Annotated in this window: 28 protein-coding genes; 14 read left to right on the top strand and 14 right to left on the bottom strand. The window is 64.4% G+C overall.

Going from position 1 to position 26,671, the window contains the following annotated elements; genetic code table 11:
* Nucleotides 1-76 precede the first annotated feature (76 nt).
* From BUB53_RS01935 to radA, 5 genes are all read right to left on the bottom strand, one after another.
* Nucleotides 77-343, bottom strand: coding sequence for a hypothetical protein (locus tag BUB53_RS01935; RefSeq protein ID WP_073032095.1), 267 nt, complete (start codon nucleotides 341-343; stop codon nucleotides 77-79).
* A 181-nt stretch (nucleotides 344-524) separates the two neighbouring features.
* Nucleotides 525-1,979 carry an amidophosphoribosyltransferase gene (gene purF / locus BUB53_RS01930; RefSeq protein WP_073032093.1) on the bottom strand — a complete coding sequence of 485 codons (1,455 nt, stop codon included), beginning with the start codon at nucleotides 1,977-1,979 and terminating at the stop codon, nucleotides 525-527.
* A 146-nt stretch (nucleotides 1,980-2,125) separates the two neighbouring features.
* A complete protein-coding gene (locus BUB53_RS01925; RefSeq protein WP_073032091.1) occupies nucleotides 2,126-2,572 on the bottom strand; it encodes a DMT family transporter in 447 nt (148 codons plus the stop codon).
* A gap of 35 nt (nucleotides 2,573-2,607) precedes the next feature.
* On the bottom strand, nucleotides 2,608-3,219 hold the full coding sequence (locus BUB53_RS01920; RefSeq protein WP_073032089.1) for a CvpA family protein: 612 nt from the start codon (nucleotides 3,217-3,219) through the stop codon (nucleotides 2,608-2,610).
* Nucleotides 3,220-3,240: 21 nt separating this feature from the next.
* Entirely contained in the window at nucleotides 3,241-4,605 is a 1,365-nt protein-coding gene (radA, locus tag BUB53_RS01915) for a DNA repair protein RadA (protein WP_073032087.1), read from the bottom strand.
* A gap of 153 nt (nucleotides 4,606-4,758) precedes the next feature.
* Here radA and BUB53_RS01910 point away from each other — a divergent pair, with 153 nt between their 5' ends.
* Complete coding sequence (locus tag BUB53_RS01910; RefSeq protein ID WP_084728795.1) at nucleotides 4,759-5,214, top strand: c-type cytochrome; 456 nt, start codon at nucleotides 4,759-4,761, stop codon at nucleotides 5,212-5,214.
* On the top strand, nucleotides 5,211-5,819 hold the full coding sequence (locus BUB53_RS01905; protein WP_073032085.1) for a cytochrome b/b6 domain-containing protein: 609 nt from the start codon (nucleotides 5,211-5,213) through the stop codon (nucleotides 5,817-5,819). Before BUB53_RS01910 ends, BUB53_RS01905 begins: the two co-directional genes overlap by 4 nt.
* Before the next feature lie 13 nt (nucleotides 5,820-5,832).
* Here the strand turns inward: BUB53_RS01905 and BUB53_RS01900 are convergent, their stop codons facing one another.
* The 8 genes from BUB53_RS01900 to BUB53_RS01865 all read right to left on the bottom strand — a co-directional run bounded on the left by BUB53_RS01900 (nucleotide 5,833) and on the right by BUB53_RS01865 (nucleotide 13,769).
* Nucleotides 5,833-6,270 carry a paraquat-inducible protein A gene (locus BUB53_RS01900; protein WP_073032074.1) on the bottom strand — a complete coding sequence of 146 codons (438 nt, stop codon included), beginning with the start codon at nucleotides 6,268-6,270 and terminating at the stop codon, nucleotides 5,833-5,835.
* A 226-nt stretch (nucleotides 6,271-6,496) separates the two neighbouring features.
* Complete coding sequence (locus BUB53_RS01895; protein ID WP_073032071.1) at nucleotides 6,497-7,243, bottom strand: ABC transporter ATP-binding protein; 747 nt, start codon at nucleotides 7,241-7,243, stop codon at nucleotides 6,497-6,499.
* On the bottom strand, nucleotides 7,240-8,025 hold the full coding sequence (locus BUB53_RS01890; RefSeq protein ID WP_073032069.1) for an MlaE family ABC transporter permease: 786 nt from the start codon (nucleotides 8,023-8,025) through the stop codon (nucleotides 7,240-7,242). Before BUB53_RS01890 ends, BUB53_RS01895 begins: the two co-directional genes overlap by 4 nt.
* Nucleotides 8,022-9,059, bottom strand: coding sequence for an alanine racemase (gene alr, locus BUB53_RS01885; protein WP_073032067.1), 1,038 nt, complete (start codon nucleotides 9,057-9,059; stop codon nucleotides 8,022-8,024). The genes BUB53_RS01890 and alr overlap by 4 nt, the downstream gene beginning before the upstream one ends.
* A gap of 134 nt (nucleotides 9,060-9,193) precedes the next feature.
* Nucleotides 9,194-10,681, bottom strand: coding sequence for a replicative DNA helicase (locus BUB53_RS01880; RefSeq protein ID WP_073032066.1), 1,488 nt, complete (start codon nucleotides 10,679-10,681; stop codon nucleotides 9,194-9,196).
* Nucleotides 10,682-10,936: 255 nt separating this feature from the next.
* Entirely contained in the window at nucleotides 10,937-11,611 is a 675-nt protein-coding gene (locus BUB53_RS01875) for an orotate phosphoribosyltransferase (protein WP_073032063.1), read from the bottom strand.
* Nucleotides 11,612-11,687: 76 nt separating this feature from the next.
* A complete protein-coding gene (pyrC, locus tag BUB53_RS01870) occupies nucleotides 11,688-12,728 on the bottom strand; it encodes a dihydroorotase (RefSeq protein ID WP_073032061.1) in 1,041 nt (346 codons plus the stop codon).
* A gap of 78 nt (nucleotides 12,729-12,806) precedes the next feature.
* On the bottom strand, nucleotides 12,807-13,769 hold the full coding sequence (locus tag BUB53_RS01865) for a phosphoadenosine phosphosulfate reductase (RefSeq protein WP_073032058.1): 963 nt from the start codon (nucleotides 13,767-13,769) through the stop codon (nucleotides 12,807-12,809).
* 220 nt (nucleotides 13,770-13,989) lie between these two features.
* On the opposite strand from BUB53_RS01865, the gene BUB53_RS01860 reads away from it, so the two are divergent.
* From BUB53_RS01860 to BUB53_RS01815, 10 genes are all read left to right on the top strand, one after another.
* On the top strand, nucleotides 13,990-14,913 hold the full coding sequence (locus BUB53_RS01860) for an AAA family ATPase (RefSeq protein ID WP_073032056.1): 924 nt from the start codon (nucleotides 13,990-13,992) through the stop codon (nucleotides 14,911-14,913).
* A gap of 33 nt (nucleotides 14,914-14,946) precedes the next feature.
* Nucleotides 14,947-16,209 carry a vWA domain-containing protein gene (locus tag BUB53_RS01855; RefSeq protein ID WP_073032053.1) on the top strand — a complete coding sequence of 421 codons (1,263 nt, stop codon included), beginning with the start codon at nucleotides 14,947-14,949 and terminating at the stop codon, nucleotides 16,207-16,209.
* A 106-nt stretch (nucleotides 16,210-16,315) separates the two neighbouring features.
* On the top strand, nucleotides 16,316-16,867 hold the full coding sequence (locus BUB53_RS01850; protein ID WP_073032051.1) for a YeeE/YedE thiosulfate transporter family protein: 552 nt from the start codon (nucleotides 16,316-16,318) through the stop codon (nucleotides 16,865-16,867).
* Between the two features lie 3 nt (nucleotides 16,868-16,870).
* Entirely contained in the window at nucleotides 16,871-17,452 is a 582-nt protein-coding gene (locus tag BUB53_RS01845; protein WP_073032049.1) for a YeeE/YedE thiosulfate transporter family protein, read from the top strand.
* 112 nt (nucleotides 17,453-17,564) lie between these two features.
* The gene (locus tag BUB53_RS01840; protein ID WP_073032047.1) at nucleotides 17,565-18,530 is read left to right on the top strand and encodes an XdhC family protein; all 966 of its coding nucleotides are present in this window, start codon (nucleotides 17,565-17,567) and stop codon (nucleotides 18,528-18,530) included.
* Entirely contained in the window at nucleotides 18,527-19,522 is a 996-nt protein-coding gene (locus BUB53_RS01835; RefSeq protein ID WP_073032045.1) for a molybdopterin-binding protein, read from the top strand. Before BUB53_RS01840 ends, BUB53_RS01835 begins: the two co-directional genes overlap by 4 nt.
* A gap of 80 nt (nucleotides 19,523-19,602) precedes the next feature.
* Entirely contained in the window at nucleotides 19,603-20,088 is a 486-nt protein-coding gene (locus tag BUB53_RS01830; RefSeq protein ID WP_073032043.1) for a (2Fe-2S)-binding protein, read from the top strand.
* A 58-nt stretch (nucleotides 20,089-20,146) separates the two neighbouring features.
* Nucleotides 20,147-22,516 (top strand): xanthine dehydrogenase family protein molybdopterin-binding subunit, encoded by a 2,370-nt coding sequence (locus tag BUB53_RS01825; protein WP_073032041.1) that lies wholly within the window; start codon nucleotides 20,147-20,149, stop codon nucleotides 22,514-22,516.
* Between the two features lie 13 nt (nucleotides 22,517-22,529).
* Nucleotides 22,530-23,321: an FAD binding domain-containing protein gene (locus BUB53_RS01820; RefSeq protein ID WP_073032039.1), complete on the top strand. Its 792-nt coding sequence runs from the start codon at nucleotides 22,530-22,532 to the stop codon at nucleotides 23,319-23,321.
* Between the two features lie 147 nt (nucleotides 23,322-23,468).
* A complete protein-coding gene (locus BUB53_RS01815) occupies nucleotides 23,469-24,098 on the top strand; it encodes an FMN-binding negative transcriptional regulator (RefSeq protein ID WP_073032037.1) in 630 nt (209 codons plus the stop codon).
* Nucleotides 24,099-24,196: 98 nt separating this feature from the next.
* Here BUB53_RS01815 and mnmA read toward each other — a convergent pair whose 3' ends face one another.
* The gene (mnmA, locus tag BUB53_RS01810) at nucleotides 24,197-25,336 is read right to left on the bottom strand and encodes a tRNA 2-thiouridine(34) synthase MnmA (protein WP_073032035.1); all 1,140 of its coding nucleotides are present in this window, start codon (nucleotides 25,334-25,336) and stop codon (nucleotides 24,197-24,199) included.
* 123 nt (nucleotides 25,337-25,459) lie between these two features.
* Here mnmA and BUB53_RS01805 point away from each other — a divergent pair, with 123 nt between their 5' ends.
* Together BUB53_RS01805 and ctrA are read left to right on the top strand one after the other, a co-directional pair.
* On the top strand, nucleotides 25,460-25,741 hold the full coding sequence (locus tag BUB53_RS01805; protein ID WP_073032033.1) for a DUF1153 domain-containing protein: 282 nt from the start codon (nucleotides 25,460-25,462) through the stop codon (nucleotides 25,739-25,741).
* 98 nt (nucleotides 25,742-25,839) lie between these two features.
* The gene (gene ctrA, locus BUB53_RS01800; protein WP_073032032.1) at nucleotides 25,840-26,556 is read left to right on the top strand and encodes a response regulator transcription factor CtrA; all 717 of its coding nucleotides are present in this window, start codon (nucleotides 25,840-25,842) and stop codon (nucleotides 26,554-26,556) included.
* Nucleotides 26,557-26,671 lie beyond the last annotated feature (115 nt).

The raw sequence follows: 26,671 nt of genomic DNA, 5'->3' as shown, positions 1-26,671 counted from the left end.
TTTCATGTGCAGGGGACGGGCGCGGCCCGGCCTTGCCGTCCGGGCCAGAGCCGGGGATACCCGTCGGGATGACGCCTTAGCCCTCGCCGGGCATGTGCAGGACACGGGCGCGCCCGCCTTCGGCCAGGTGCAGCGCGCCGGTTTCGATGGCGATGATGGTGGCGCGCCCGATCCTGTCGCCGGGCGTGACGGTGTGCAGACGCCCACGGCTGTCGAGAATCAGCGCCTCGGCGCCGTTCGGTTTCATGAAGGTTCCCAGAAGCGCGACCTGTCGGCGGGGCAGGACGTTTTCCTGCGTGGCGGCGGATTGAATCCTGGGGGTGCTGGCGGTGGTTTGTGCCATGTGTCGGTACTGCCTGTATCGCATGGTGACTATCGGAGTAAGGCCTATAGACCCTGTGGCGGGCAGGTAAAACAGGGGGAACAGGGCGTCGGCGGCAAGCCGCTGCACCGCCATGCGGCACGGGGCGGCAAACCGCTTATCCGGTCTGGTGGAGAGAGGGAGCGGGGCAGGTGAGGCGGTGTTATTCCGCCGCCTTCACCTCGAAGCCCTTTTCGATCATGTCCGAGGGGGCCACCGGGTATTCGCCCGAGAAACACGCATCGCAATATTGCGGGCATTTGGCGTTGCGCCCGGATGATTCGCCCACGGCGCGGTAAAGCCCGTCGAGCGAGATGAACTTGAGGCTGTCGACGGCCAGATGGTCGCGCATTTCCTCTTCGCTCATGGTGGCGGCGAGCAGTTTTTCCCGCTGCGGCGTGTCCACGCCATAGAAGCAGGGCCACGCGGTGGGCGGGCTGGCGATGCGGAAATGCACCTCTTTCGCGCCGGCATCGAGGATCATTTCCTTGATCTTGCGGCTGGTGGTGCCGCGCACCACGCTGTCATCAACGAGGATCACGCGCTTGCCCTGGATCAGGGCGCGGTTGACGTTCAGCTTGAGGCGCACGCCCATGTTGCGGATCTGCTCGGTGGGTTCGATGAAGGTGCGGCCCATGTACTGGTTGCGGATGATCCCCATGGCGTAGGGAATGCCCGATTCCTGGCTGAAGCCGATGGCCGCGGGCGTGCCGCTGTCGGGAACGGGGCAGACGAGATCGGCATCGACCGGGGCTTCGCGCGCCAGTTCCACGCCGATCTGGCGGCGGGTTTCATAGACCGAGCGGCCGCCGATGATCGAATCGGGGCGCGAGAAATAGACGTGTTCGAAGATGCAGAAGCGCGGCGATTGCGGGCGGAAGGGGAAGTGGCTTTCGACGCCGTTGTCCGAGATCACGACCATTTCGCCGGGCTCCACCTCGCGCACGAACTTGGCGCCGATGATGTCGAGCGCGCAGGTTTCCGAGCTGAGCACCCAGCCGTCGCCGACCTGCCCCAGAACCAGGGGCCGCACGCCGAGCGGATCGCGCACGCCGATCAGCTTGGTGCGGGTCATGGCGACGACGGAAAACGCGCCTTCGACCCGGCGCAGCGCGTCTTCCATCCGTTCGGGGATATTGCGTTGCAGCGAGCGGGCCATCAGGTGGATGATGCATTCGCTGTCCGAACTGGACTGGAAGATCGAGCCGCGCTCGATCAGTTCGCGGCGCAGGGCGTCGGCATTGGTGATGTTGCCGTTATGGGCGATCGCCGCGCCGCCCATGGCGAATTCGCCGAAGAACGGCTGCACGTCGCGGATTTGCGTCGGCCCCTTGGAGCCGGCGGTGGAATAGCGCACATGCCCGATGGCCAGTGGGCCGGGCAGGGTTTCCATCAGCGATTGCTTGGTGAAGTTGTCGCGCACATAGCCGAAGCGGCGGGCGCTGTTGAAGCCCTGCTCGGGATCGTGGCAGACGATGCCGCCCGCCTCTTGTCCGCGATGTTGCAGGGCGTGCAGCCCGAGGGCCACGAAATTCGCCGCGTCGGTCAGGCCGATCACGCCGAAGATGCCGCATTCTTCTTTCAACTTGTCGTCGTCGAACGGATGGGCAGGGGGCATGTGTTTGGACAAGGGGCGTCTCCGAATCCCGGTCTGTCTCTTTCGTGCCCTACTTAGTGGCTGAGGGCGGGTATGTCACGAAACTATCACACGAATGTCAGTCACGGCCAGACACGGGGCTGACGGCGCATGTTTTCCGGGCGATCCTAGTAGCGCGACAGGACCACGCCCGCCGCGACCAGACCGGCGGCCATGAGCCGGGTCAGGGAGACCTCGCGCGCGACCAGTCCGAAGAGGCCCATATGGTCGATGGCGAGCGCCGCGACGATCTGCCCGAGGATCAGCACCGAACTCATGGTCAGCACGCCAAGGACCGACACGCTGGCCAGCGTGGCCCAGACGAGGAACGCGCCCAGAAGACCGCCGGTCAGAAGAAGGCGCGGGGCATGGGCCGCGTCGAGCAGCCGCCCGCCGTCGCCAGAGGCCAGCGTGATCGCCAGAAGCAGGGCAAAGCCCACCCCGAACGAGATCGTGGCCGCGCCGAGGCTGCTGCCGATATGGCGGCCGAGCGCGGCGTTGAGGGGCGATTGCAGGGCGATGGCCGCCCCGGCGACGATGATGAGGAAGAAGGCCGGAAAGGGCGTGTTGATCATGGCGCGTCCTTCATCGCGGGCCGGGGGCGGGCCGGTCAGTTGCCGTCGGTCGTGGTCGTTTCGGGTGTTGCAGCGGGATCGGCGGCATCGGCGGGGGCGTCGCAGGCGCTGACCAGTTCTTCGTATTGCAGGGTGATCCAGCCGAGCGCCTGTTGCGGGTTGCCGTCCTGCACCTTTTCGGTCATGCGGCTGAACACGCGAGCCGAGCGGCTGTCGTCGATGGCGGCGATGCTCTGGCTGGTCACGACGGTTTCATAGACGAAATAGGCGATGGCCACCAGCAGCACGCCGCGCGCCACGCCGAACAGGAAGCCGAGCCCCTGATCCAGCCCGCCGAGCGCCGAGCGTTGCACCAGCGAGGAAAACAGCGGCGTGATCAGCGAGGCGGCGATCAGCGCCACGGCGAACACGGCCGCAAAGGCCCCGATCATCGACAATTCGCAACTGTCGGCGATGAAATCCCCGACGACGGGCACTTCCTTGATCAGCGGTTCGGCCTGCGGGGCGAAGATGAAGGCCAGGATACCGGCCACGATCCAGCCCGCGATGGCCAGCGCCTCGCGCACGAGACCCCGCGAATAGGCCAGCAGCGCCGACAAGACGATTACCAGCGCCACGACGCCGTCGATGATGGTGAAACCTTCCATATGTCCTGTCCCTTGCGGCTTTTATCCTGCGCCGAACACGTCCCCGACAAAGGCGGTCAGATCGCCCATGCGGGTGAGTGCCAGCCCACCGTCGCCGCCGGGTTTGCCGCCCGATGGCACAATTGCTGATGTGAAACCAAGTTTTCGCGCTTCTTTCAACCTGTTTTCGGTCTGGCCGACCGGACGCAGGGCGCCGGACAGGCTTATTTCGCCGAAAACCACGGTTTCCGTCGGCAGGCTGGTATCCTCGCGCGCGCTCAGCAGCGCGGCGGCGACGGCCAGATCGGCGGCCGGTTCGGAAATCTTGATGCCGCCCGCGACGTTGAGATACACGTCGAGCCCGGCAAAGGGGATGCCGCAGCGCGCCTCGAGCACGGCGAGGATCATCGCCAGGCGCGCGCCGTCCCAGCCCACCACGGCGCGGCGCGGCTGGCTGTGTGGTGTGGGGGCGACCAGCGCCTGCATTTCCACCAGCACCGGGCGCGTGCCTTCGATGCCTGCGAAAACGACCGATCCGGGGGCGGGGGTGCCGCGCCCCGACAGGAACAACTCGGACGGGTTGGCGACCTCGGCCAGACCGCCGCCCGTCATTTCGAACACGCCGATTTCGTCGGCGGGGCCGAAGCGGTTCTTGACGCTGCGCAGGATGCGAAACTGGTGGCCGCGCTCGCCCTCGAAATAGAGAACGGTATCGACCATGTGTTCCACCACGCGTGGCCCGGCGATCTGCCCCTCCTTGGTGACATGGCCGACCATGACGACGGAGGCACCCTTGCGCTTGGCGAAGGTGGTCAACTCGTGCGCGGCGGCGCGCACCTGGCTGACGCTGCCCGGCACGCTGTCGACGTTATCGGCCCAGACCGTCTGAATCGAATCGATGATCACCAGATCGGGGGCTTCGCTTTCCAGCGTGGTCAGGATGTCGCGCAGGCTGGTGGCGGTGGCCAGTTTCACCGGCGCATCGGCCAGCCCGAGACGCTGCGCGCGCATCCGCACCTGTGCGCTGGCTTCCTCGCCGGACACGTAGAAGGTTTTCAGCCCCGCCTGTGCGAAACGCGCGGCGGCTTGCAGCAGAAGGGTGGATTTGCCGATGCCCGGATCGCCGCCCACGAGGATCGCGCTGGCCGGAACCAGCCCGCCGCCCAGCACCCTGTCGAGTTCGTCCATCCCCGAGGCGGTGCGCGGTGGCGGGGTTTCGCTGGCCGAGAGATCGGTCAGGGTGATCGGCGTGCCGCGCTTGGCGCCCAGCGATTTCGAGGCGGGACCGGCGGACAGCGGCGCTTCTTCGATGATGGTGTTCCACTCGCCACAGGCGTCGCAACGCCCCGACCATTTCGAGAACGAGGCTCCGCAGGCCGAGCAGGTGAAGGTATTGAGTTTCGCCATGCCGCCTTGATGCCCCAGCCTCGGGGGGGCGTCAAAGGCTAAACGCAACCCGCTGCGCGGTAAGGGGCCGGACCCGGGACAAATTGTCCGATTTGCATATGTTCGGCGGATGTGCAAGCGTTGCGTACGTTTTCGTGATTGATGAGGTTTACCATGCGTTTTCTCATGTTCTCCGCCGTTGCTGCGGCGTTTTCCCTTCCCGCTATGGCCCAGGACGACAGCCCCGAAGTATCCGCGATGGAGGCCCGTCAGGGCTATTTCAAGATGCTCGGCGCCAACATGGGGGTGCTTGCCGGCATGGCCAAAGGCGATATCCCCTATGACGAGGATCGTGCCGCGATGCACGCGTCGAACATCGAGACGCTGTCGCGCTACAACCTCGGTTTCCATTTCCCGCAAGGCACGTCCTCGGACGACCTGGAAGAGAGCGAGGCGCTGCCGAAGATATGGAGCGAGCTGGACGGCGTGGTGGCCAAGCACGCCGACCTCGCCGAGGCGGCTGCGGGCGCGGGCGATGCGGTGCGCGGCGGGCAGGACAATGTCGGCCCGGTCGTCCAGGCACTGGGCGGCACCTGCAAGGCCTGCCACGACAATTACCGCAAGAAATGATACCCGCGTCCTCGCCCGATCGTGACGGGGTGGAACGGGTCAAGCTGTGGGATCCGCTGTTGCGCGGGTTCCACTGGCTTTTGGCCTTCTGCGTCGTGGTTTCGTGGATCACCGGAGAGTTCGGCCCCGCCAACATGTGGCTGCACTTCTGGTCGGGCTATGTGGTGATCGGCCTTCTGGCCTTTCGGCTGGTCTGGGGCATTGTCGGGCCGGAGCCCGCGCGGTTTTCGCATTTCGTTGCCGGTCCGCGCCGGTTCGCGGATTATGCCGCCCGCCTGCACCTGCGCAGGCCCAGCTATTGGCCGGGGCACAATCCTCTGGGGGGCTGGTCGGTCATCGCCATGCTGGCGGTGCTGGTCTGGCAGGTGGGCAGCGGCCTGGTGGCCGATCCGGACGATTACATCAACGTGGGGCCGCTGGCCTCCTACGTCGATGCGTCGACGCGCAAGGCGGCCGTCGGCTGGCACCATACCGGAGCCACGCTGATCCTGATTCTTGTCGGACTGCACCTGGCGGCGATCGCCCTCTACCGCGTCTGGAAGCGCGAAGATCTGGTGCGCCCGATGCTGACCGGTTGGAAATGGGTGCAGCGCGACCGCAACTGAACGGTGGCGGCGCTTACCCTGCGCGTCGCCGTCCGGTCAACTGGCCGATGGCGATGGAGGCCAGGATGCAGCCGGTGAACAGGTAAAGGCCCCAGGCCACCTCGATCCGGCCCAGCCCGATGCCCTTGGAGATCGTGATATAGAGCGCGATCAGGAAGATGTCGGCCATTGCCAGCTTGCCGAGGATTTGCAGCGCCGGGAGCACCTTGCGGCGCAGCAGGCCGAAATGGATCAGCGCAAGGCCGATGGTTTTCAGATAGGGCGCGAAGAGGGCGAAGACGGTGACGATCAGCGCCAGCACCACGTCGCTTTTCCAGAGGCTTTGCAGCCCCGAGACGACGCTGATCTCGCTGAGGCCGAACAGCGGCAGGTTCAGCCCCGCCCGGATCAGCGGCGCGAACCACGCGATGGGAAAGAGGACAAGCAGGGCGAGGTTGGCGTATTTGAGCATGGGACCGGATTACCCGGTTATGCGCCGGGGGCAAAGCCCCTGATCCGTGTCTGGAGTATTCCGCCAAGCCGGAACCGGATTTATGCCACCGCGGCATGTCAGATCGCCCGAAGCCGATCCAGGCAACACTCGTCAGATCCATCCCCGGATCGTCTGCAATCCGGTTCGCGCGCGAGCCCCAAGGCGAACCTGCCGTTGCTCTTGGGCGTGTGGGCCCCGGATTTTCCTAGCGCACCGCCTCGATCGGGCCTTCGGCGCGGCCGTGGATGAACTGATCGAGGTAAGGATCGCCCGAGGCGTCCATCTCGGCCACCGGGCCGGTCCATTTGATCACCCCGTCATGCAGCATCGCCACGTTGTCGGCAATCGCGCGCACCGATGTCATGTCGTGGGTGATGGTCATGGCGGTGGCGCCCATTTCCACCACGATTTCGCGGATCAGGTCGTTGATCACGCCCGACATGATCGGATCGAGCCCCGTGGTGGGCTCGTCGAAAAAGATGATTTCCGGCTCGGCGGCGATGGCGCGGGCGAGGCCGACGCGTTTTTGCATGCCGCCGGACAGTTCGGCGGGGAATTTATCGGCCTGCTCGGGCTTGAGCCCGACGCGGCGCAGTTTTTCGATGGCGATCTCGCGCGCCTCGTCCTTTGGCCGCTTGAGCGAGCCGCGCAGCAGGCGGAAGGCCACGTTCTGCCACACCGGCAGGGAATCGAACAGCGCGCCGCCCTGAAACAGCATGCCGAAACGCGCCAGAAACGCGTCGCGGTCGCCTTTGGTGACGTCCTTGCCATCGAGCAGGATCTCGCCCGCGTCGTGCCGGATCAGCCCCAGAATACATTTCAGCGCCACGGATTTCCCGGTGCCCGAGCCGCCGATGATCACCATCGACGTGCCGGTCGGGATGGTCAGGTCGACCCCCTGGAGCACCTTGTTGGTGCCGAATGCCTTATGAACGTCTTTGAGTTCGATCATGCGGAAAAGAACAGTTCTGTCAGGATGTAGTTCGAGGCGAGGATCAGAACGCTGGCGGCGACCACGGCGGCCTTGGTGGCGCGGCCCACGCCCTGTGCGCCGCGGCCCGACTGCATGCCGTAATAGCAGCCCATCAGCGCCACGATGAAGCCGAACACGGCCCCCTTGATCAGCCCCGAGACCACATCCCATGTTTCGAGAAAGTCGATGGTGTTGTGCAGGTAGGTGCCCGCGCCGAAATCGAGCCGCCCGACCCCCACGAGAAACCCGCCCATGATGCCGATCACGTCGCCGACGCCGACCAGCACCGGCACCGCCAGCGTGGCGGCCAGAACGCGGGGCAGGGTGAGGTATTTCATCGGGTTGGTGGACAGGGTCACCAACGCGTCGATCTGTTCGGTCACTTTCATGGTGCCGATCTCGGCGGCGATGCTGGAGGCCACCCGCGCGGCCACCATCAACCCGCCCAGAACCGGCCCGAGTTCGCGCGTGAGGCCGATGGCGACGATGGAGGGCACCACCGTTTCGGCGTTGAACCGTGCGCCGCCCGCATAGATCTGTAGCGCCAGCGCGCCGCCGGTGAACAGCGCGGTCATGCCCACCACGGGCAGCGACAGCCAGCCGATCTGCATCAGCGCCTGAAGGAATTCCCGCCCGTAAAACGGCGGACGGGCCAGGTGGGTGACGGTGTTGGCGGCGAAGATCGCCACGCGCCCGACCATCGCCAGCGCGGCCAGAACCTGCCGCCCGAGGCGGCCGAGGGGGCGGGTGATCGCGCTCATCCGCCCAGATACCGGCGGGCATAGCGCGGCCCGAGCGCGGTCAGAATTTCATAGCCGATGGTGCCCGCGTTGTCGGCCAGCACATCGACGCCCTGTTCCGGCCCCAGAAGTTGCAGCGATTTGGGATCGTAGCCCAGATCGGTGACATCCACGCTGATCAGGTCCATCGAGATGCGCCCCGCCAGCGGGCAGGGCGTGCCCTCGGCCAGCATATGGGTGGTGGCGGCCATGGCGCGATGGATGCCGTCGGCATAGCCCGCCGCCACGGTGGCGATGCGGGTGGGCCTTTGGGCGGTGAAGCTGTTGGCGTAGCCCACGGTTTCGCCCGGCTCCAGATCGCGGCACTGGATCACCGGCAGGTCCAGCGTGACCACCGGGCGCGCCTCCTCGAACGGGCGGCCGCCATAGAGGCCGATGCCGGGGCGGGTCATGTCGAAATGATAGTCCGGCCCCAGCAACACGCCGCCGGTATTGGCGAAACACAGCGGCACGCCGGTATCGGCGGTCATGTCGCGGAAACAGTCGAGTTGCTGACGGTTCATCGGGTGGTCGGGCTCGTCGGCGCAGGCCAGATGGCTCATCAGCAGGGTCGGGGACTGGCCGAGTGCCACCTCGCGGGTGGCGGCCCATTCGGCGGGTTCCATTCCCAGGCGGTTCATGCCCGAATCCAGCTGCACGCCGAAGGGGCGGCCCGGCAGCGCCTCGACATGGCGGATCATCTGGTCGAGCGAGTTGAGCATCGGCACGAGGTCCATGTCGCCGATCATGTCGGCATCGCCCGGCATATGCCCGGAAAAGACATTGATCACCGGGCCCGGCCCGAGCGCCTCGCGCAGCGCGGCGCCTTCTTCGGCCACGGCCACGAAAAACGTGCGCGCGCCGGCCCTGGCCAATGCGCGCGCCGCACGGTCGGCCCCCAGCCCATAGGCGTCGGCCTTGACCACAGCGGCGGTTTCGCCGGTGCTTTGGCCATCCAATGCGCGCCAGTTGGCGCAGATGGCATCGAGATCAATCGTCAGGGTCGCGGTACTCATGGACAGGGGTTTTGACAGGATGCGGGCAGGGGTCAAGTGGAAACACGCCCGACCCGCGCCAAGACGGGGCCAAGCGGCGCGTTGGTCGCACCGTTATGCCTGTCAGATCGTCTCGGGAACGGCGACGAGCGCGCTCAGAATTCCTGTTCGCCACCTTGCTGCCAGGGTTTGACGAGGTTGCCGAACCGGGTGAACTGCGACTCGAAGGACAGTTCGACCGTGCCGATGGGGCCGTGCCGCTGCTTGCCGATGATCACCTCGGCCTTGCCGTGCAGGCGCGACATGCGATCCTGCCATGCGGCCATTTCATCGAGTTTCTCGTCCGAGGGTTTTTCGCGTTCCACGTAATATTCTTCGCGGAACACGAACATCACCACATCGGCATCCTGTTCGATCGACCCGGATTCGCGCAGGTCCGAGAGTTGCGGGCGCTTGTCGTCGCGGCTTTCGACCTGGCGGGACAGCTGCGACAGGGCCATGACGGGGATGTTCAGCTCTTTGGCGATGGCCTTGAGACCCATCGAGATTTCCGCGATCTCCTGCACCCGGTTGTCCGAGGTGCCGCGCACCAGTTGCAGATAGTCCACGATCAGCAGGTCCAGCCCGTGGGTGCGTTTCAGCCGCCGCGCCCGTGCGGCAAGCTGTGCAATCGGCAGGGCGGGGGTGTCGTCGATGAAGAGCGGGCAGGATTCCAGCTCCTTGGCGGCATCGACGAAGCGGCGGAATTCGCTTTCTTCCATGTCGCCCTGACGAATCTTGTGCGACGAGATCTCCGAGGCCTCGGCGAGAATCCGGCCCGCAAGCTGCTCGGCGCTCATTTCAAGGCTGTAGAACCCCACGACCCCGCCATCGACGGTGCCTTCGGTGCCATCGGGCAGGGTGCCCTTGCGATAGGCCTTGGCCACGTTATAGGCGATGTTGGTCGCCAGCGAGGTTTTGCCCATCGACGGGCGACCGGCCAGGATCAGAAGGTCGGATTTGTGCAAGCCGCCCAGTTTCTTGTCCATGTCGATCAGCCCGGTGGACACGCCCGCCAGCCCGCCTTCGCGCTGATAGGCGGCATTGGCCACGTTCACCGCGTCGGTCACCGCCTTGAGGAAGGACTGGAAGCCGCTTTCGGACTGGCCCTGTTCGCTGAGCTTGTAGAGCTTCTGCTCGGCCTCGATGATCTGGTCGCGCGGCTCGCTTTCCACTTCGGCGCGGGTGGCCTTGCCGACGATGTCATGGCCGAGCCCGATCAGTTCGCGCCGGATCGCCGTGTCGTGGATCATCTGGGCGTAATCGCGCACCGCGAAGGCGCTGATCGCCGCGCCCGCGAGTTTCGCCAGATAGGCCGGGCCGCCCAGTTCCCTGAGGCCCTCATCGTCTTCGAGAAACGCCTTGAGCGTCACCGGCGAGGCAAGGTTGCCCTTGGCGATCCGCGCCACGGCGGTTTCATAGATGCGCTGGTGAACGGGGTCGTAGAAATGGTGCGGCTGGATGATCGAGGCGACGCGATCGTACACGTCGTTATTGGTCAGCAGCGCGCCGAGGAGCTGTTGCTCGGCCTCGATCGAGTGCGGCATGGTCTCCGTATTCTCGACTTCGGTGCCTGTGGCGTTGAAGCTGGTGACCTCGTTCATGCTCTCCCCCGATCCTGCTGAGGTCCGGTCATAGCGCCGCCCGGTGCGGGCGGGCAATGTGGAACAAAGCTGTGGACGGCCTGTGGATAAGTTTCAGTGGCTCATATTGCCCTTTTGCGGGTGGGTGCGTCAATATCTTGTGTTTGGGCTCGCGGGCCTCCGGCAGGGCGTTGCCAATAGGACGCAGCCCCGCTTTTTTGAGCAGCCGACCGGCCCGCGCCTGCACAAGGAATGAGCGATTCGTTCCGGCGCGGCCTAACTGCGTGCAGCCTGCCAGGCGCGAGGATCGTTGAGGAACGATTCGACGCCGTTCAGCGTGGCGTCGTCGAATGCGCCCTGCGCGCGGGCCTCGGCCAGCACATCCCACCATGTGCACAGGTGGTGCAGCGCCACGCCATGATCGCCCAGTGTCTTCTCGGTTTCGGGGAAGATGCCGTAGTAGAAGATCACCGCCGTATGCCCGCAGGTGGCCCCGGTGTCGCGGATCGCGTCGACGAAGCTCAGCTTGGAGCCGCCATCGGTGGTCAGGTCCTCGACCAGCAGCACGCGCTGGCCTTCGCTCATGTCGCCCTCGATCCGGGCGTTGCGGCCATAGCCCTTGGGCTTTTTGCGCACATAGGTCATCGGCAGGGCCATGCGTTCGGCCACCAGCGCGGCAAAGGGGATGCCCGCCGTTTCGCCGCCAGCGACGTTGTCGAAGGCCTCGAACCCGGCGTTGCGCATCACGGTGACGGTCAGGAAATCCATCAGCGTCGCGCGGATGCGCGGATAGGAGATCAGCTTGCGGCAGTCGATATAGGTGGGCGAGGGCAGGCCGCTGGCCAGCGTGAAGGGCTCGTCCGCGTTGAAATGCACCGCACCGATTTCCAGCAGCATGCGCGCGGTCAGGCGGGCGATTTCCTCGGCGGACGGGTAGGAGGTGGGGATCATCGTTTTTGTCCTTTGCGGGGCGGGCACCAGAGATTTCATGCCTCCGGCGGGGATATTTCGGGCAAGAAGAAAGCGGTCAGCCGACCTGCCAGTACAGGGGGAAGCCGGGATCGAACACGGTGACGGGGCCATCGCCGGTGACGATCTGTTCGGGATAGGCCACCGGTTGGTCGGTTTTGGTCAGGCTGATCGTGTCCTCGTTGGCGGGGAGGCCGTAAAACACCGGTCCGTTGAGTGCGGCGAAGCCTTCCAGCCGGTCCAGCGCGTTTTCCTCTTCGAACACATGGGCGAGGATCGACATGGTGTTGGTGGCGGTGAAACAGCCTGCGCAGCCGCAGGCGCTTTGCTTGTTGGCATCGGTATGCGGCGCGCTGTCGGTCCCAAGGAAGAAGCGTGCATCGCCGCCGGTGGCCGCGGCGCGCAGGGCAAGGCGGTGCTCCTCGCGCTTGGCGACGGGCAGGCAATAGTAATGCGGCTTGATCCCGCCCACCAGGATATGGTTGCGGTTGATGATCAGGTGATGGGTGGTGATGGTGCCGCCAAGGCCGCTGTCGGCGGATTTGATGTACTCCACCCCGTCGCGCGTGGTGACATGTTCCATCACCACTTTCAGCCCCGGAGTGGCGCGGCGGACCGGATCGAGAACGCGGTCGATGAACACGGCCTCGCGGTCGAAGATGTCGATCTCGGGGTCGGTGACTTCGCCATGCACGCAGAGCGGGCAGCCCGCCTCGGCCATGGCTTCGAGCACCGGGCGGACCTTGTCGAAATCGCGCACGCCGCTGGCCGAGTTGGTGGTGGCGCCCGCCGGGTAGAGCTTGACCGCGGTGATCAGCCCCTCGGCATGGGCGCGGGCCACGTCGGCGGGGGCTGTCTCTTCGGTGAGGTAGAGCGTCATCAGCGGCGTGAACGCCGCGCCCTCGGGCAGGGCGGCGATGATGCGGTCGCGATAGGCGCGGGCATCATCCGACGTGACGACGGGCGGCACGAGGTTTGGCATGATGATCGCGCGGGCGAAGTGGCGCGCGCTTTCGGGCAGGACGGCGCGCAGCATCGCGCCGTCGCGCAGATGCAGGTGCCAGTCGTCGGGGCGGCGGAGGGTCAGGCTTTGGCTCATGCCCTGCGCTTTACACAATCGTGCGGCACGGTGCCAGATGGAACAGGCGCAAAAACGCAGGTCCCACCTGGGGCGGGATCACTCCACGGCGCGGGGTGGCATCGCCAGGCCTTGCTCTTCGGCCACGGCATAGGCCGCGCGCGAGGCTCGCCGGAAGCGGGGGCCGGGTGTGCGGCGCAGGATGCATTGCGACCAGAGGGCCGTCAGGTAAAGCCGTTCGTCCTGTTCGAGCCGCGCCAGAACCTGCTTGAGATAAGGCACATGGGTGTGGCGCGCGCGGTAAAGCCGTGCCAGGGCCCGCCGGTCCAGCCGGTCGGCGCTGAACTGCGCCAGTATGCGCAGCAACACGCCCATGCCCATCAGGTCGCGCTCGAGCTGTTCGCCCAGAAACCGCATGCGGAATTTCATCACGTTGGGCCGGGTGAACAATGCGGCGTGCATGGCGTCGAGCCGGACTTCGGGATCGTAGATCACAACCGCACGTTCGGCCGCATCCAGCATGTCGGGGGCGTAACCGTAACGGTCGTCGAAGGCGGTGCGCCGCATGTGCGTGAAGCGGTCATCCCATTCGGTCACGCGTGGGTCGAGCGTGGCCTGCGGGTGCAGCGCCAGCACCCTGGCCCCCGGCGCGGCCACCGAAAACGCCGCCGCCGCATAGCCACAGGCCCCGGCGCCATAGAAAATCACCTGGTCGAACTCGTCGAAGAAACCGTCATCGGCCAGCCGGTCGAAATAGCCGTAGATGTGGCGATCGCGAAACCAGCTGTCTTCGCGGGCGATCACGGACAGGTGCGACCAGCCAAGCGCCTTGACCAAGGTCCAGCCGATGGGATGTGCGGCCTGCGACAGGCTGGCGAGCCCGTTGTGCGTTTCGAACGTGACGAGCAGGATGGGCTTGTCTTCGTAGAAGACGGCGGCATGATCGGGCCCCAGGGTTTCGACATGGCCGTCGGCCTCGACGATCTCGTCGGCGGCGCGCAGCCAGTCCGCCCAGCCCAGACCGGCCAGGGATATGTCAAAGCTTCGCGGGCTGTCCTGCATACTGCTCGGTCCTCGTACCAAATGTCCGCCCATTTTTCCAACAGCCTGTGGGTCTGGCGGCTGGCCCGGTGGATAGAAACGAATCTGGGCAGAACTTTGAAGAATCCAAGGGTCTTTTCGGCCTTCCCGGCCGATTTGTCGAGCGGTTGCAACCGGCGCGGTGCTTGACGGGTCGTGGCTTGCCGTGCACTTGTCATGGGCAATCATGAGGGAGGCGGGAATGACACGGATACCGGGCTCGATCGACGATGTGCAGGCGATGCTGGGCGATCAGGGATATGTCTGCGACCGTGCGCTCGGGACGGTGGTGTTCCTGTCGCTGACGTTGGGGCGTCCCTTGTTTCTGGAGGGCGAGGCGGGGGTCGGCAAGACCGAAATCGCCAAGGCTTTGGCCGCCATGCTGGGCCGCCGCCTGATCCGGCTGCAATGCTATGAGGGGCTGGATGCCGCCAGCGCCGTTTACGAATGGAACTTCGCCGAACAGATGATCGCCATCCGCACCGCCGAGGCGATGGGATTCGAGGGGGCGGGTGCGGACCGCGATGCGCTCAAGGACGAGCTGTTCACCGAACAATACCTGATCGAACGCCCGCTGTTGCAGGCCATGCGTCCGCAGCCGGGCGGCGCGCCGGTGCTGCTGATCGACGAGCTGGACCGCACCGACGAGCCGTTCGAGGCCTTCCTGTTGGAGGCGCTGAGCGATTTTCAGGTGACCATCCCCGAACTGGGCACCATCCGCGCGCCCGAGCCGCCCATCGTGATCGTGACCTCGAACCGTACCCGCGAGGTGCATGACGCGCTCAAGCGGCGCTGTCTGTATCACTGGGTGGATTATCCCGGTTTCGACCGGGAAATCGAAATCCTGCACGCCCGCGCCCCCGAGGCCGCCGAGGCGCTCAGCCGCGAGGTGGTGGCCTTTGTTCAGCGCCTGCGCACCGAGGACCTGTTCAAGAAACCGGGTGTGGCGGAAACCATCGACTGGGCCAAATGCCTGCTGGCGCTCGATGTGGTGTCTCTCAGCCCCGAGGTGATTTCCGACACCCTTGGCGCGATCCTGAAATACCAGGACGACATCCAGAAATTGCAGGGCTCCGAGGCCAAACGGATACTGGATGAGGCGCGGGCGGGACTGGAACGGGCATGAGCCTTCTTTCCGGTCCAGATCCTCTGCAATCGCATGCCTGAATATCCCGCGCTCGACTTGCCGGACAATCCCCGGCTGACCCATAACATCACCCATTTCGCGCGCGCCCTGCGCAAGGCGGGGCTGCCTATCGGGCCGGGCCGGGTGATCGACGCGATCCGTGCGGTGCAGGCGGCCGGGTTCACCTCGAGAGACGATTTCTATTACACGCTGCGCGCCTGTTTCGTGAACCGCCCCGAACATCGCGTGGTATTCGGCCAGATCTTCCGCCTGTACTGGCGCGATCCGCGTTACATGGAACACATGATGTCGATGATGCTGCCCGCCATTCGTGGCGTGCAGGAGGAGCGGGCCGCCCAATCGGCGGAAAAACGCGCCGCCGAGGCGTTGCTGGACGGGATCGAACCCGAAATGCCCGCGTCAGAAGGCGACGGGGACACCGAGGAAACGCTGATCGAGATCGACGCCTCGGCCACCATGTCGGCCGAAGAACGCCTGCGCACGCTGGATTTCGAACAGATGTCCACCGCCGAGATCGCGCAGGCCAAACGGATGCTGGCGCGGCTGCAATTGCCGGTGAAGCCGCTCAAATCCCGGCGCGGCATGGCCAGCCCTCAGGGGCATCGTCTGGATGCGCGGCGCACCTTGCGCGCGGCCATGCGGCGGGGCGGTGAGCTGCGCCGCGTGCATCTGCAAAAGCCGCGCCCGCGCTGGCCCAATCTGGTGGTGTTGTGCGACATTTCCGGTTCGATGAGCCAGTACAGCCGCATGGTGCTGCATTTCCTGCATGCGGTGGCCAATGAAAAGGGGGCCGGGTGGGCCAGGGTGCACGCCTTTACCTTCGGGACGCGCCTGACCAACATCACCCGGCATCTTGCCACCCGCGACGTGGATGCCGCCCTGGCCGCCGCCGGGCAGGAGGCGCAGGACTGGGAGGGGGGAACACGCATCGGTGAGTGCCTGCATGCCTTCAATCGCGACTGGTCGCGCCGGGTGATGGGGCAGGGGGCGGTGGTGCTGCTGATCACCGACGGGCTGGACCGGGGCGATGCACAGGCGCTGGACAAGGAAATGGAGCGTTTGCATCTGAGTGCGCGGCGGCTGATCTGGCTCAACCCGTTGCTGCGGTGGGAAGGGTTCGCGCCGCGCGCCACCGGCATTCGCGCCATGCTGCCCCATGTCGATGCCTTCCGCGCGGGCCATTCCATCGCCACGCTGGAAGAGCTGGCCGAGGCGATTTCCCGCCCGGACGACATGGGAGACAAGGCCCGGCTGATGGCGATGCTGGACGGCTGAGCGCGGCGCAGTTCGCCCCTGGCCGTTACATCGCAGAGGAATCGTTGCACATATTCGATATTTATTATATTCAATTATCAGAATGTAATTTCTGGAAGGAAAACCAATGGTCCTCAACTGGAAAACCGGTGGGGTGGTTCTGGGGCTCGTGTTCTTTCTGGCGGTTCTGTTGGTGAAGCCGATCGGCGTCTCCACGCAGTTCGTCATTCTGGATGCAATCGTTGCTGATGCCGTTTCGCCCGATTTTATCACTCAGACCGATGACGGCTATACCTCGACGAACGCCTATATGGCCAAATCGGACGGCAAATACGCCGGAAACGCGGCCAATCCGCTGAACTACAGTTTCGTTTTCGTGCTGGCCATGGCGCTTGGTGCGTTCCTGTCGGCGATGGCGCGCGGTGGCGTGCCTGCGGAGGAACGCAAACTGCCCGCGATCTGGTACGCGAATTACGGCGACACGCCCTTGAAGCGGTATACCGTCGCCTTCCTTGGCGGGTTCATCGTGCTTTACGGCGCGCGTCTGGCAGGGGGGTGCACCTCGGGGCACATGATGTCGGGCATGATGCAGACCGCCGTGTCGGGCTATATCTTCGCCGCAGGGGCGTTTGCCGCCGCCGTGCCTGTCGCCATCATGATGTACAAGCGGGAGGGCTGAGCCATGTCATCCATCATACTCGCAGTCGTGATCGGTGCCGCATTCGGCGCCGTACTGGACCGGATCGGGGCCACCAACCCCAACTGGATCGGCAAAATGCTGAACCTCACCAACCTGCACCTGATGAAAACCATCCTGCTGGCCATCGGCACCGCCTCGGTTCTGATGTTCGGGGGGCAGATGCTGGGCCTTGTCGATGTCGGGCACATGAGCGTGAAAACCGCCTATGCCGGCGTGTTCATCGGCGGGCTTCTTCTGGGCGGGGGCTGGGCCGCTGCGGGCTATTGCCCTGGCACCGGCGTGTGTGCTGCCGCCACCGGGCGCAAAGATGCCTTGTTCTACATTGCAGGCGGCTTGCTGGGGGCGGCGGCCTATATGGTCACCTATCCGGCGTGGAAATCGGCTGGTTTGCTGGAGGGTGAAAAGCTGACCCTCGGCACCGTGCCGGGTTCGGGCTATGACGGCATCCTGCCGGTGTCGGGCGACATTCTGGGGATCGTCATGGGGCTGGCCTTCGTTGCCGTCGCCATTGCACTGCCCGAACGCCTGCGTGGCGGTGGCGAGGCCGTGGCCCCAGCCGAATAAGCACGGATAAATCATTCCGACCACTGGGCCGTTCCCGCATCGCGGGGGCGGTCTTTTTTGTTTGTCGCGCGCCCTCACGGGTCCCATATTGCCCCCGTGAGGGAGAATGCGAATGGACCGATTTGACGACATTCCCGAGATCGCGCTGAACTGGCACCGCGCGGGCAAGGGCGCGGCGCTGGCCACGGTGGTGCAGACATGGGGCAGCGCGCCCCGGCGCGTGGGCAGTCAACTGGCGATTTCCGGAGAGGGCGAAATCGCGGGCTCGGTTTCGGGCGGGTGCGTCGAGGGGGCCGTAGTGGCCGAGGCGCTGGACGCCATAGAAGACAGCAAGCCGGTGATGCTGGAATACGGGGTCAGCGATGGCGATGCCTTTGCCGTGGGGCTGGCCTGTGGCGGCACGATCCGCGTTCTGGTCGAACCTATCGGCCCGGTGATGCCTGTCGATCTGCTGGAAGAGCTGGTTGCAGCGCGCGCCGCGCGGGAGCCCGTCGCCTATGTGACCGGCCTCGAGGTCGCGCGGCGGCTGGACTGCACCGGCCATAGCGAGCGCTTTCGCATGGATCGCTCGGGGTTCGAGGAGGATGGCGAAACCTTCGTCAACATTCACAACCCGCCGTTGCGCCTGATCATCGTCGGCGCGGTGCATATCGCGCAGGCGCTGGTGCCGATGGCGCGAATCGCGGGTTATGATCCGCTGTTGATCGATCCGCGCGAAAGTTTCGGCAGTGCCGAACGGTTTCCCGGCGAAACCATCCTGCACGACTGGCCCGACGAGGGGGTGCAGGCCTTCGGGTTGGACAGCCGAACCGCGCTGGTGCTGCTGACGCACGATCCGAAACTGGACGATCCGGCGCTGGAACAGGCTTTGGCCAGCGATGTGTTCTATATCGGCGCGCTCGGGTCTACCCGCACCCATGCCAAACGTGTCGAACGCTTGCGCGACAAGGGCTATGGCGATGATCGGATCGCCCTGATCCACGGGCCCATCGGGCTGGATATCGGGGCGGCTGGCTCGGCGGAGATCGCCGTCAGCATTCTGGCGGAAATGACACGGGTTCTGAGGCAGGGCGTATGAAATTCGGCCCGGTTCCGGTGCAACAGGCGGCGGGCGCGATTCTGGCGCATTCCCTGAAACTGCCTGCCGGGCGGTTGCGCAAGGGGGTGATATTGACGGCCGGGCATCTGGCGCAGTTGCAGGCTGCCGGGATTGCCGAGGTGACGGTTGCACGGCTTGATCCGGACGATATGCACGAAGATGCCGCCGCGCAGACGTTGGCCAGCGCCATGCTGGACGGGGCGGGGGATATCCACCTGACGCAGCCCTTCACGGGGCGGGTCAACCTGATCGCAGACCGGGCCGGGGTGGTGGTTCTGCATGCCGGGCGGATCAATGCGGCGAATGCCGTCGATCCGATGATCACGGTGGCTACCGTCGCGCCTTATCGTCAGTTGCACGCGGGCGGCATGGTGGCGACGGTCAAAATCATTTCCTACGGCGTGCCTTCCGAGGCCGTGCACCGTGCCGCGCAACATGCTTTCGGTGCGGTCCGGCTGGCGGTGCCGGTTCACGAGACGGCCAGCCTGATCCTGACCGAAATTCCCGGCGGGCCGGGCGACAAGGGGCTCGAGGCGGTGGAAAACCGCATCACCGGCCTGGATATGACGCTGCTGGAAACCCTGCGCTGTCCGCATGACGAGACGGCGCTGGCCAATGCGATCAGGCAGGCGCGCGGCGATATCGTGCTGATCCTCACCGCGTCGGCCACGTCGGATGTGCATGACACGGCACCGCAGGCGTTGCGCCTTGCGGGCGGGCGCGTGGAACGTTTTGGTCTGCCCGTCGATCCGGGAAACCTGCTGTTTCTGGGGCAGATCGGAGACAGGTCCGTGATCGGCCTGCCGGGCAGCGCGCGGTCACCGGTGTTGCACGGGGCCGACTGGGTGCTCTCGCGCGTGGCCTGCGGCATTCCGGTAGGCAGCGCGGCGATGGCGGCGATGGGTGTGGGCGGGTTGCTCAAGGAAATTCCCACGCGACCGCAGCCGCGTCATCCTCGCCCGGCAAAATGAAAAAACCGGGTTCTCAACTGACCGGACCCGTGCTTAACTCTCAATCAGCCACAATGAAAAGCCAAATGGGAGGACTCTCAATGCCACAGGTCAACATGACCGTGAATGGCAAGCCCGCGTCCGGCGATGTCGAAGGCCGCACGCTGCTTGTCGAATTCCTGCGAGAAACGCTTGATCTGACCGGCACGCATGTGGGCTGCGATACCAGCCAGTGCGGTGCCTGCGTGGTGCATGTGGATGGCAAGGCGGTCAAGGCCTGCACCATGTTCGCCGCCGAGGCCGACGGTGCCGAGGTGCTGACCATCGAAGGCGTGGCCGCGCCCGATGGTACGCTCGATCCGGTACAGGAGGCGTTTCACCAGCATCACGGCCTGCAATGCGGTTTCTGCACGCCCGGCATGGTGATGTCGGCCAAGGCGTTGCTGGCCGAAAACCCGACACCGACCGAGGCCGAGGTGCGCGATTACCTCGAAGGCAATATTTGCCGCTGCACCGGCTATCACAATATCGTCAAGGCGATCATGGCCGCATCCGGCCAGGACGTGAGCAAGATCGCTGCGGAATAAGCCGATCACGGCACAGGGCGCGTGATCCTGCGCGTCACCCAACGGGAGGAGAATTGCAATGCCAAAGGATGGAGGCATCGGCGCCAGCAGCAAGCGGCGCGAAGACGCCCGGTTCCTGACCGGAACCGGAAATTACACCGACGATATCAACCTGCATGGTCAGGCCTATGTGCATTTCCTGCGCTCGGACGTGGCCCACGGAAAGATCAACGGCATCGACACCAGCGGCGCCGAAGCCATGCCGGGCGTGATCCGTATCTTCACCGGCAAGGATTTCGAAAGCGCGGGCAGCATTCCCTGCGGCTGGCAGGTCACCGACCGGTTTGGCGAGCCGATGAAAGAGCCGCGCCATCCAATCCTGGCCGAGGGCAAGGTGCGCCATGTGGGCGATCCCATTGCCGCCATCGTGGCCGAGACGCGCGAGCAGGCGCGGGACGCCGCCGAGGCGATCGAGCTCGACATCGAAGACCTGCCCGCCGTGATCGACATGAAGGCCGCGCTTGAGGACGGAAGCACGAAAGTGCATGACGATCTTTCCGACAACCTGTGTTTCGACTGGGGTTTTGTCGAGGAAAACAAGCAGGCCGTCGATGACGCCATCAAGTCGGCTGCGCATGTCACCACGCTGGAACTGATCAACAACCGGCTTGTGCCCAACGCGATGGAGCCGCGTGTGGCCGTGGGCGATTTCAATCGCGGCACCGGCGAACACACGCTTTACACCACATCTCAGAACCCGCATGTGATCCGCCTTCTGATGGGGGCTTTCGTGCTGAACATTCCCGAACACAAGCTGCGCGTCGTGGCGCCGGATGTGGGCGGTGGTTTCGGGTCGAAAATCTACCACTATGCCGAAGAGGCCTTCTGTACCTATGCCGCGCGCGAACTGAACCGTCCGGTGAAATGGACCTGTAGCCGCTCGGAAGCGTTCCTGAGCGATGCGCAGGCGCGCGACCATGTGACCAAGATCGAACTGGCGCTGGATGCGGACAACAATTTCACCGCCGTGCGTACCGAAACCTACGCGAACATGGGCGCGTATCTGTCCACCTTTGCGCCGTCCATTCCGACATGGCTGCATGGCACGCTGATGGCGGGCAATTACAAGACTCCGCTGATCTATGTGAACGTCAAGGCGGTGTTTACCAACACGGTGCCGGTCGATGCCTATCGCGGCGCGGGCCGCCCCGAGGCGACCTATCAGCTTGAGCGCGTCATCGACAAGGCGGCGCGCGAGTTGGGGCTCGATCCCATTGCGCTGCGCCGGCAGAATTTCGTGACTGAGTTCCCCTATGCCACCCCGGTGGCGGTCGAATACGACTCGGGGGATTTCCACCGGCTGATGGACAAGCTCGAGTCGCGGGCCGATTTCAACGGTTTCGCCGCGCGCCGTGCGGCAAGCGAGAAGAACGGCAAGCTGCGCGGTCTTGGCATCAACTGCTTTATCGAGGCCTGCGGCATCGCGCCGTCGCATCTGGTGGGACAGCTGGGCGCGCGTGCGGGCCTATACGAATCCGCAACCGTGCGGGTCAATGCCACCGGCGGCATCACCGTGATGACCGGCTCTCACAGTCATGGGCAGGGGCACGAAACCGTGTTCCCGCAGGTGGTGGCCGACATGATCGGGATCGACGAGAGCATGATCGAAATCGAACATGGCGACACCGCCAACACACCGATGGGCATGGGCACTTATGGGTCGCGCTCGATTGCTGTGGGCGGTTCGGCCATGGTGCGCGCCACCGAGAAGATCATCAACAAGGCCAGGAAGATCGCCGCGCATCTGATGGAGGCCTCGGAGGCCGATATCGAGTTGAAGGACGGCCAGTTCAGCGTTGCGGGCACCGACAAGTCGGTGGCCTGGGGCGATGTGACCCTTGCCGCATATGTGCCGCATAACTATCCGCTCGAGGAGATCGAGCCGGGGCTGGAAGAAACGGCGTTCTACGATCCCAACAACTTTACCTACCCGGCAGGGGCCTATGCCTGCGAGGTCGAGGTCGATCCCGACACCGGCAAGGTCACGATCGAACGGTTCACCACCGCCGACGACTTCGGCAATGTGATCAATCCGATGATCGTGGACGGGCAGGTGCATGGCGGCCTGGTTCAGGGGATCGGGCAGGCGTTGCTTGAAAATTGTTCCTATGATGCGGATGGGCAGCTTTTGTCGGCCAGCTATATGGATTACGCCATGCCGCGCGCCGATGATGTGCCGTTCTTCTCGGTGGATCATTCCAACGGCACGGCCTGCACCCACAACCCGCTTGGCGTCAAAGGCTGCGGGGAGGCAGGTGCCATCGGCTCCAGCCCCACGGTGGTCAATGCCGTGGTCGACGCGCTGCAATCGGGCGGTATCAAGCTGGATCATGTGGACATGCCGGTGACGCCGGGCCGTGTCTGGCAAGCCATTCAATCGGCCAAGTAAGGAGAAACCGACAATGTATGCATTCGATATCGAACGCCCGACCACGTTGGCCGATGCGGTGAAACTGCTGGCCGCGTCCGATGAAAACCAGGCGCTTGGCGGAGGGCAAACGCTGATCCCGACGCTGAAACAGCGCCTGGCCATGCCCGAGGTGCTGGTCAGCCTGACCGCCATCGACGAGATCAAGGGCATCAGCGAGGACGACGAGGGGCGGCTGTGCATCGGCGCGGCCACCACCCACGCCGAGGTGGCGGCGGGTGCGGGAAAATATCCGGCCCTTGCCGCACTGGCCGGGAACATCGGCGACCCGGCGGTGCGCAACCGGGGCACCATCGGCGGCAGCCTTGCCAATAACGACCCGTCGGCATGCTATCCGGCGGCGGCGCTCGGCTCGGGGGCGATCATCGTGACCAACACGCGCGAAATCGCCGCTGACGACTACTTCGAGGGGATGTTCGCCACCGTGCTGGACGAGGGCGAGATCATCACCGAGGTCAAATTCCCGGTGCCCGAGAAGGCCGCCTATATGAAGTTCGAACAACCCGCATCGCGCTTTGCGCTGGTGGGCGCCTTCGTGGCGAAATACGCCGATGGGGTGCGCGTGGCCGTCACCGGCGCGTCGGAAGAGGGCGTGTTCCGCTGGTCCGAGGCCGAGGCGGCGCTTGGCTCGAACTTCTCGCCCGATGCCATCGAAAGGCTCAGCCTCTCGGGCGATGGCATGATCTCGGATCTGCATGGCTCGGGCGAGTACCGGGCGCATCTGGTGGGCGTCATGACCAAACGCGCCGTGGCCGCCGCAGGCTGACGCGCCGCGCCTGACAGACCGAAAGCCCCGCCTGTGATGAAGGGCGGGGTTTTCTTTTGTTTATGCGTCGCAGGCACAGGTTTGCGAAGGACTGTCCAGTCCTCTACAGAGCTGTGCTGGCGAATGCCATTCAGAAGGGCCCCAGGCATGTATATTCCGCCGCATTTTCAGGAGATCGCTCCGGAGGAGATCAAGACAATCATGGAGGCTGCGCCTCTTGCCTGCATCGTGGCGCAAACGGAACAGGGCATGATCGCCAATCACATCCCTCTGCTGTCCGGGCCGGATTCGAATTTGATCGGTCATGTCGCTCTGGCCAACGAGATGCATCGGGTACTTGCCGACGGGCAGGAGGTTCTGGTGATCTTTCGCGGCGAGGATGGTTATGTCTCGCCGAATTATTACCCGACGAAACAGGACCACCATCGGCATGTTCCGACATGGAATTATCAGGTGGTTCACGCATATGGCGGTATCACGTTTCAGCACGACGAGCATGCCAAGCGTGCGGCTGTGGGGCTGTTGACGCGCACTCACGAGCGCAGGGTGAACGGCAGGAATGCCTGGCGCATGGCCGACGCTCCGGGCGAGTACATGCAGCAAATGCTGGGCGGAATCGTTGCGTTTCGTATCGAGGTCACCCGGATGATCGCAAAATCGAAGCTGAGCCAGAACCGTGAGGAGCGTGACTATCGTGGCGCAATCGCGGGATTGCGGGCATCGGATCAAGATGCACTGGCGCAACGTATGGAACGTCGTCTGCCCAAGGACGACTGAGGCTTACTGACGTGAACCTGTGCTGACGTTCATGTTGTTACACCGGTGCGACTGGGGCGGTGCGCATGAATGCGCACCCTACGGTGTGGCGCGGCGTTTCAATAGCCGCGCCAGATCCAGCCGCCGCCGAGGATGCGGCTGCCGCCGGTCTCGTAGAACACGCAGGCCTGACCGGGGCTGACGCCTTCTTCGGGAGTCAGCAGTTCGACCTCGGCCTCGGTGTCCGACAGGGGGCGGATGATCGCCTCGCGCGGGGGGCGAGTGGAGCGGACCTTGACCGACACGTGCCATTCGGGTCGGTCGGTAAAGGGCGTGTCGCCCAGCCAGTTGATCTCGCGCACCGGCACGATCCGGGTTGAAAGCATGTCCTTGGGGCCGACGACGACGCGCTTGTTGTCCACATCCAGCCTGACCACATAAAGCGGCTCGCTCAGCCCGCCGATGCCAAGGCCGCGGCGCTGGCCGATGGTATAGTGGATCACGCCTTCATGCGTGCCCAGAACGCGCCCGTCGGCATGGACGATCTCACCCGGTTCCGCCGCGCCGGGGCGCAGCTTTTCGATCACGCTGGCATAATTGCCATCGGGGACAAAGCAGATGTCTTGGCTGTCGGGCTTGTCGGCCACTTGCAGGCCGTAACGGGCGGCCAGTTCGCGGGTGGCGTCCTTGGAGGGCAGATGGCCAAGCGGGAAGCGCAGGTAATCGAGCTGTTCCGGTGTAGTCGAGAACAGGAAATAGCTTTGGTCGCGGTTGGCATCTGCCGCGCTGTGCAGTTCGGGGCCATGCGCGCCCATCTTGCGCTGAATGTAGTGGCCGGTGGCCATGCAATCGGCGTCGAGGTCTTTCGCGGTTTCCAGCAGATCCTTGAACTTCACGCGCTCGTTGCAGCGGATGCAGGGTACGGGGGTGGCCCCGCCAAGGTAACTGTCGGCGAATTCGTCGATCACTGCGTCGCGGAAGATGTTCTCGTAATCCAGCACGTAATGGGGAAAGCCCATGTCCTCGGCCACGCGGCGGGCGTCGTGGATGTCGATGCCAGCGCAGCAGGCGCCTTTCTTGGCCAGCGCCGCGCCGTGATCGTAAAGCTGGAGCGTCACGCCGACCACGTCATAGCCTTCCTCGGCCAGTTGCGCGGCCACGACCGAACTGTCCACGCCACCGGACATGGCGACGACGACGCGAGTCTCGGCGGGGGGCTTGGCGAAGCCAAGGGAATTGAGGGTCGTGTCGAGGGGCATGTGCGGGTCTCCTTGATCGTGCGGAATATAGGAAAATCCTAAACACTCTCAAGAGCGGGTTTCACCGCTCGTTAAGCGTGTGCGCGCAGGATTTGTGCGGTGAACGACAAAAGGGTGAGTGTGATGTTCTTGAAACGGGTCAAGGGACTGCGGGCGGTGACATTGCCCGATGGCAGCGTCATGAGCCGGGCCGATCTACCGCCCGGCGATACCCGGCGCTGGACGGTGGCGCGCAAGCGTGCAGTGGTGCGCGGGGTGCTGCACGGGCTGATATCGCAGGTCGAGGCGCAAAAGCGTTACGGGCTGAGCGAAGAGGAGTTTCATGAGTGGATCGAGGCGCTGAGCCTGCATGGTGCGAAGGGCCTGAAAGCCACGGTGCGGCACAGAGGCGCTGGACAACCGTAAGGAGAAGTCTCTATTTGTTCTGTTCGGGTAACTTGTGGTTAACCAATTTCGGCCAAGGTCGCTCGGACACTTGTGAATACCTAGCGGAGTGATTTTTTATGCGTGTGCTTCTGGTGGAAGACGATCCTACGACCTCGAAAAGTATCGAGATGATGCTGACCCATGCAAACCTGAACGTCTACACGACCGACCTGGGCGAGGAAGGGATCGATCTGGCCAAACTTTACGATTACGATCTGATCCTGCTGGATTTGGGGTTGCCGGACATGAACGGGCATGAGGTGCTGCGCCAGTTGCGTCTGGCGCGGATCGAAACACCGATCCTGATCCTGTCCGGCGCGGACGATACCGAGAGCAAGATCAAGGGGTTCGGCTTCGGGGCCGACGATTACCTGACCAAGCCCTTCCATCGCGAAGAACTGGTGGCGCGTATCCATGCGATCATCCGCCGTTCGAAAGGACATTCGCAATCGGTGATCCGGACGGGCAGGATCAATGTGAACCTCGACGCCAAGACCGTTGATGTCGATGGCCAGCCGGTGCATCTGACCGGCAAGGAATACCAGATGCTGGAATTGCTGAGCCTGCGCAAGGGCACGACCCTGACCAAGGAAATGTTCCTCAATCACCTCTATGGCGGCATGGACGAACCGGAACTCAAGATCATCGACGTGTTCATCTGCAAGCTGCGCAAGAAGCTGAGTGAGGCGACCGGCGGCCACAACCATATCGAAACCGTCTGGGGCCGGGGTTATGTGCTGCGTGATCCGGAACCCGAACAGATGGGCGACGAACGGCTGGCCATCGGCGCCTGAGCCCACCGACCGACAAGGTTCAGGCAACTTGCCACCACTCACGGTCTGGACCTCGGGCGTTGCGCGCCCTATCACTTTGACCCGATGGAACGGGGCCGGACCGGCACCGGGGACA

The organism is Roseovarius pacificus, assembly GCF_900142665.1.
In the GTDB taxonomy this organism is placed as follows: Bacteria; Pseudomonadota; Alphaproteobacteria; order Rhodobacterales; family Rhodobacteraceae; genus Roseovarius; species Roseovarius pacificus.
The sequence above is the reverse complement of the archived record's forward strand: the minus strand, read 5'-3'. Positions and strand labels throughout refer to the sequence as shown.

Excerpts from the sequence above, each read along its gene's own strand:
- BUB53_RS01935 (WP_073032095.1), bottom strand. The coding sequence starts at position 343 with ATGGCACAAACCACCGCCAGCACCCCCAGGATTCAATCCGCCGCCACG.
- purF (WP_073032093.1), bottom strand. The coding sequence starts at position 1,979 with ATGCCCCCTGCCCATCCGTTCGACGACGACAAGTTGAAAGAAGAATGC.
- BUB53_RS01925 (WP_073032091.1), bottom strand. The coding sequence starts at position 2,572 with ATGATCAACACGCCCTTTCCGGCCTTCTTCCTCATCATCGTCGCCGGG.
- BUB53_RS01920 (WP_073032089.1), bottom strand. The coding sequence starts at position 3,219 with ATGGAAGGTTTCACCATCATCGACGGCGTCGTGGCGCTGGTAATCGTC.
- radA (WP_073032087.1), bottom strand. The coding sequence starts at position 4,605 with ATGGCGAAACTCAATACCTTCACCTGCTCGGCCTGCGGAGCCTCGTTC.
- BUB53_RS01910 (WP_084728795.1), top strand. The coding sequence starts at position 4,759 with ATGCGTTTTCTCATGTTCTCCGCCGTTGCTGCGGCGTTTTCCCTTCCC.
- BUB53_RS01905 (WP_073032085.1), top strand. The coding sequence starts at position 5,211 with ATGATACCCGCGTCCTCGCCCGATCGTGACGGGGTGGAACGGGTCAAG.
- BUB53_RS01900 (WP_073032074.1), bottom strand. The coding sequence starts at position 6,270 with ATGCTCAAATACGCCAACCTCGCCCTGCTTGTCCTCTTTCCCATCGCG.
- BUB53_RS01895 (WP_073032071.1), bottom strand. The coding sequence starts at position 7,243 with ATGATCGAACTCAAAGACGTTCATAAGGCATTCGGCACCAACAAGGTG.
- BUB53_RS01890 (WP_073032069.1), bottom strand. The coding sequence starts at position 8,025 with ATGAGCGCGATCACCCGCCCCCTCGGCCGCCTCGGGCGGCAGGTTCTG.
- alr (WP_073032067.1), bottom strand. The coding sequence starts at position 9,059 with ATGAGTACCGCGACCCTGACGATTGATCTCGATGCCATCTGCGCCAAC.
- BUB53_RS01880 (WP_073032066.1), bottom strand. The coding sequence starts at position 10,681 with ATGAACGAGGTCACCAGCTTCAACGCCACAGGCACCGAAGTCGAGAAT.
- BUB53_RS01875 (WP_073032063.1), bottom strand. The coding sequence starts at position 11,611 with ATGATCCCCACCTCCTACCCGTCCGCCGAGGAAATCGCCCGCCTGACC.
- pyrC (WP_073032061.1), bottom strand. The coding sequence starts at position 12,728 with ATGAGCCAAAGCCTGACCCTCCGCCGCCCCGACGACTGGCACCTGCAT.
- BUB53_RS01865 (WP_073032058.1), bottom strand. The coding sequence starts at position 13,769 with ATGCAGGACAGCCCGCGAAGCTTTGACATATCCCTGGCCGGTCTGGGC.
- BUB53_RS01860 (WP_073032056.1), top strand. The coding sequence starts at position 13,990 with ATGACACGGATACCGGGCTCGATCGACGATGTGCAGGCGATGCTGGGC.
- BUB53_RS01855 (WP_073032053.1), top strand. The coding sequence starts at position 14,947 with ATGCCTGAATATCCCGCGCTCGACTTGCCGGACAATCCCCGGCTGACC.
- BUB53_RS01850 (WP_073032051.1), top strand. The coding sequence starts at position 16,316 with ATGGTCCTCAACTGGAAAACCGGTGGGGTGGTTCTGGGGCTCGTGTTC.
- BUB53_RS01845 (WP_073032049.1), top strand. The coding sequence starts at position 16,871 with ATGTCATCCATCATACTCGCAGTCGTGATCGGTGCCGCATTCGGCGCC.
- BUB53_RS01840 (WP_073032047.1), top strand. The coding sequence starts at position 17,565 with ATGGACCGATTTGACGACATTCCCGAGATCGCGCTGAACTGGCACCGC.
- BUB53_RS01835 (WP_073032045.1), top strand. The coding sequence starts at position 18,527 with ATGAAATTCGGCCCGGTTCCGGTGCAACAGGCGGCGGGCGCGATTCTG.
- BUB53_RS01830 (WP_073032043.1), top strand. The coding sequence starts at position 19,603 with ATGCCACAGGTCAACATGACCGTGAATGGCAAGCCCGCGTCCGGCGAT.
- BUB53_RS01825 (WP_073032041.1), top strand. The coding sequence starts at position 20,147 with ATGCCAAAGGATGGAGGCATCGGCGCCAGCAGCAAGCGGCGCGAAGAC.
- BUB53_RS01820 (WP_073032039.1), top strand. The coding sequence starts at position 22,530 with ATGTATGCATTCGATATCGAACGCCCGACCACGTTGGCCGATGCGGTG.
- BUB53_RS01815 (WP_073032037.1), top strand. The coding sequence starts at position 23,469 with ATGTATATTCCGCCGCATTTTCAGGAGATCGCTCCGGAGGAGATCAAG.
- mnmA (WP_073032035.1), bottom strand. The coding sequence starts at position 25,336 with ATGCCCCTCGACACGACCCTCAATTCCCTTGGCTTCGCCAAGCCCCCC.
- BUB53_RS01805 (WP_073032033.1), top strand. The coding sequence starts at position 25,460 with ATGTTCTTGAAACGGGTCAAGGGACTGCGGGCGGTGACATTGCCCGAT.
- ctrA (WP_073032032.1), top strand. The coding sequence starts at position 25,840 with ATGCGTGTGCTTCTGGTGGAAGACGATCCTACGACCTCGAAAAGTATC.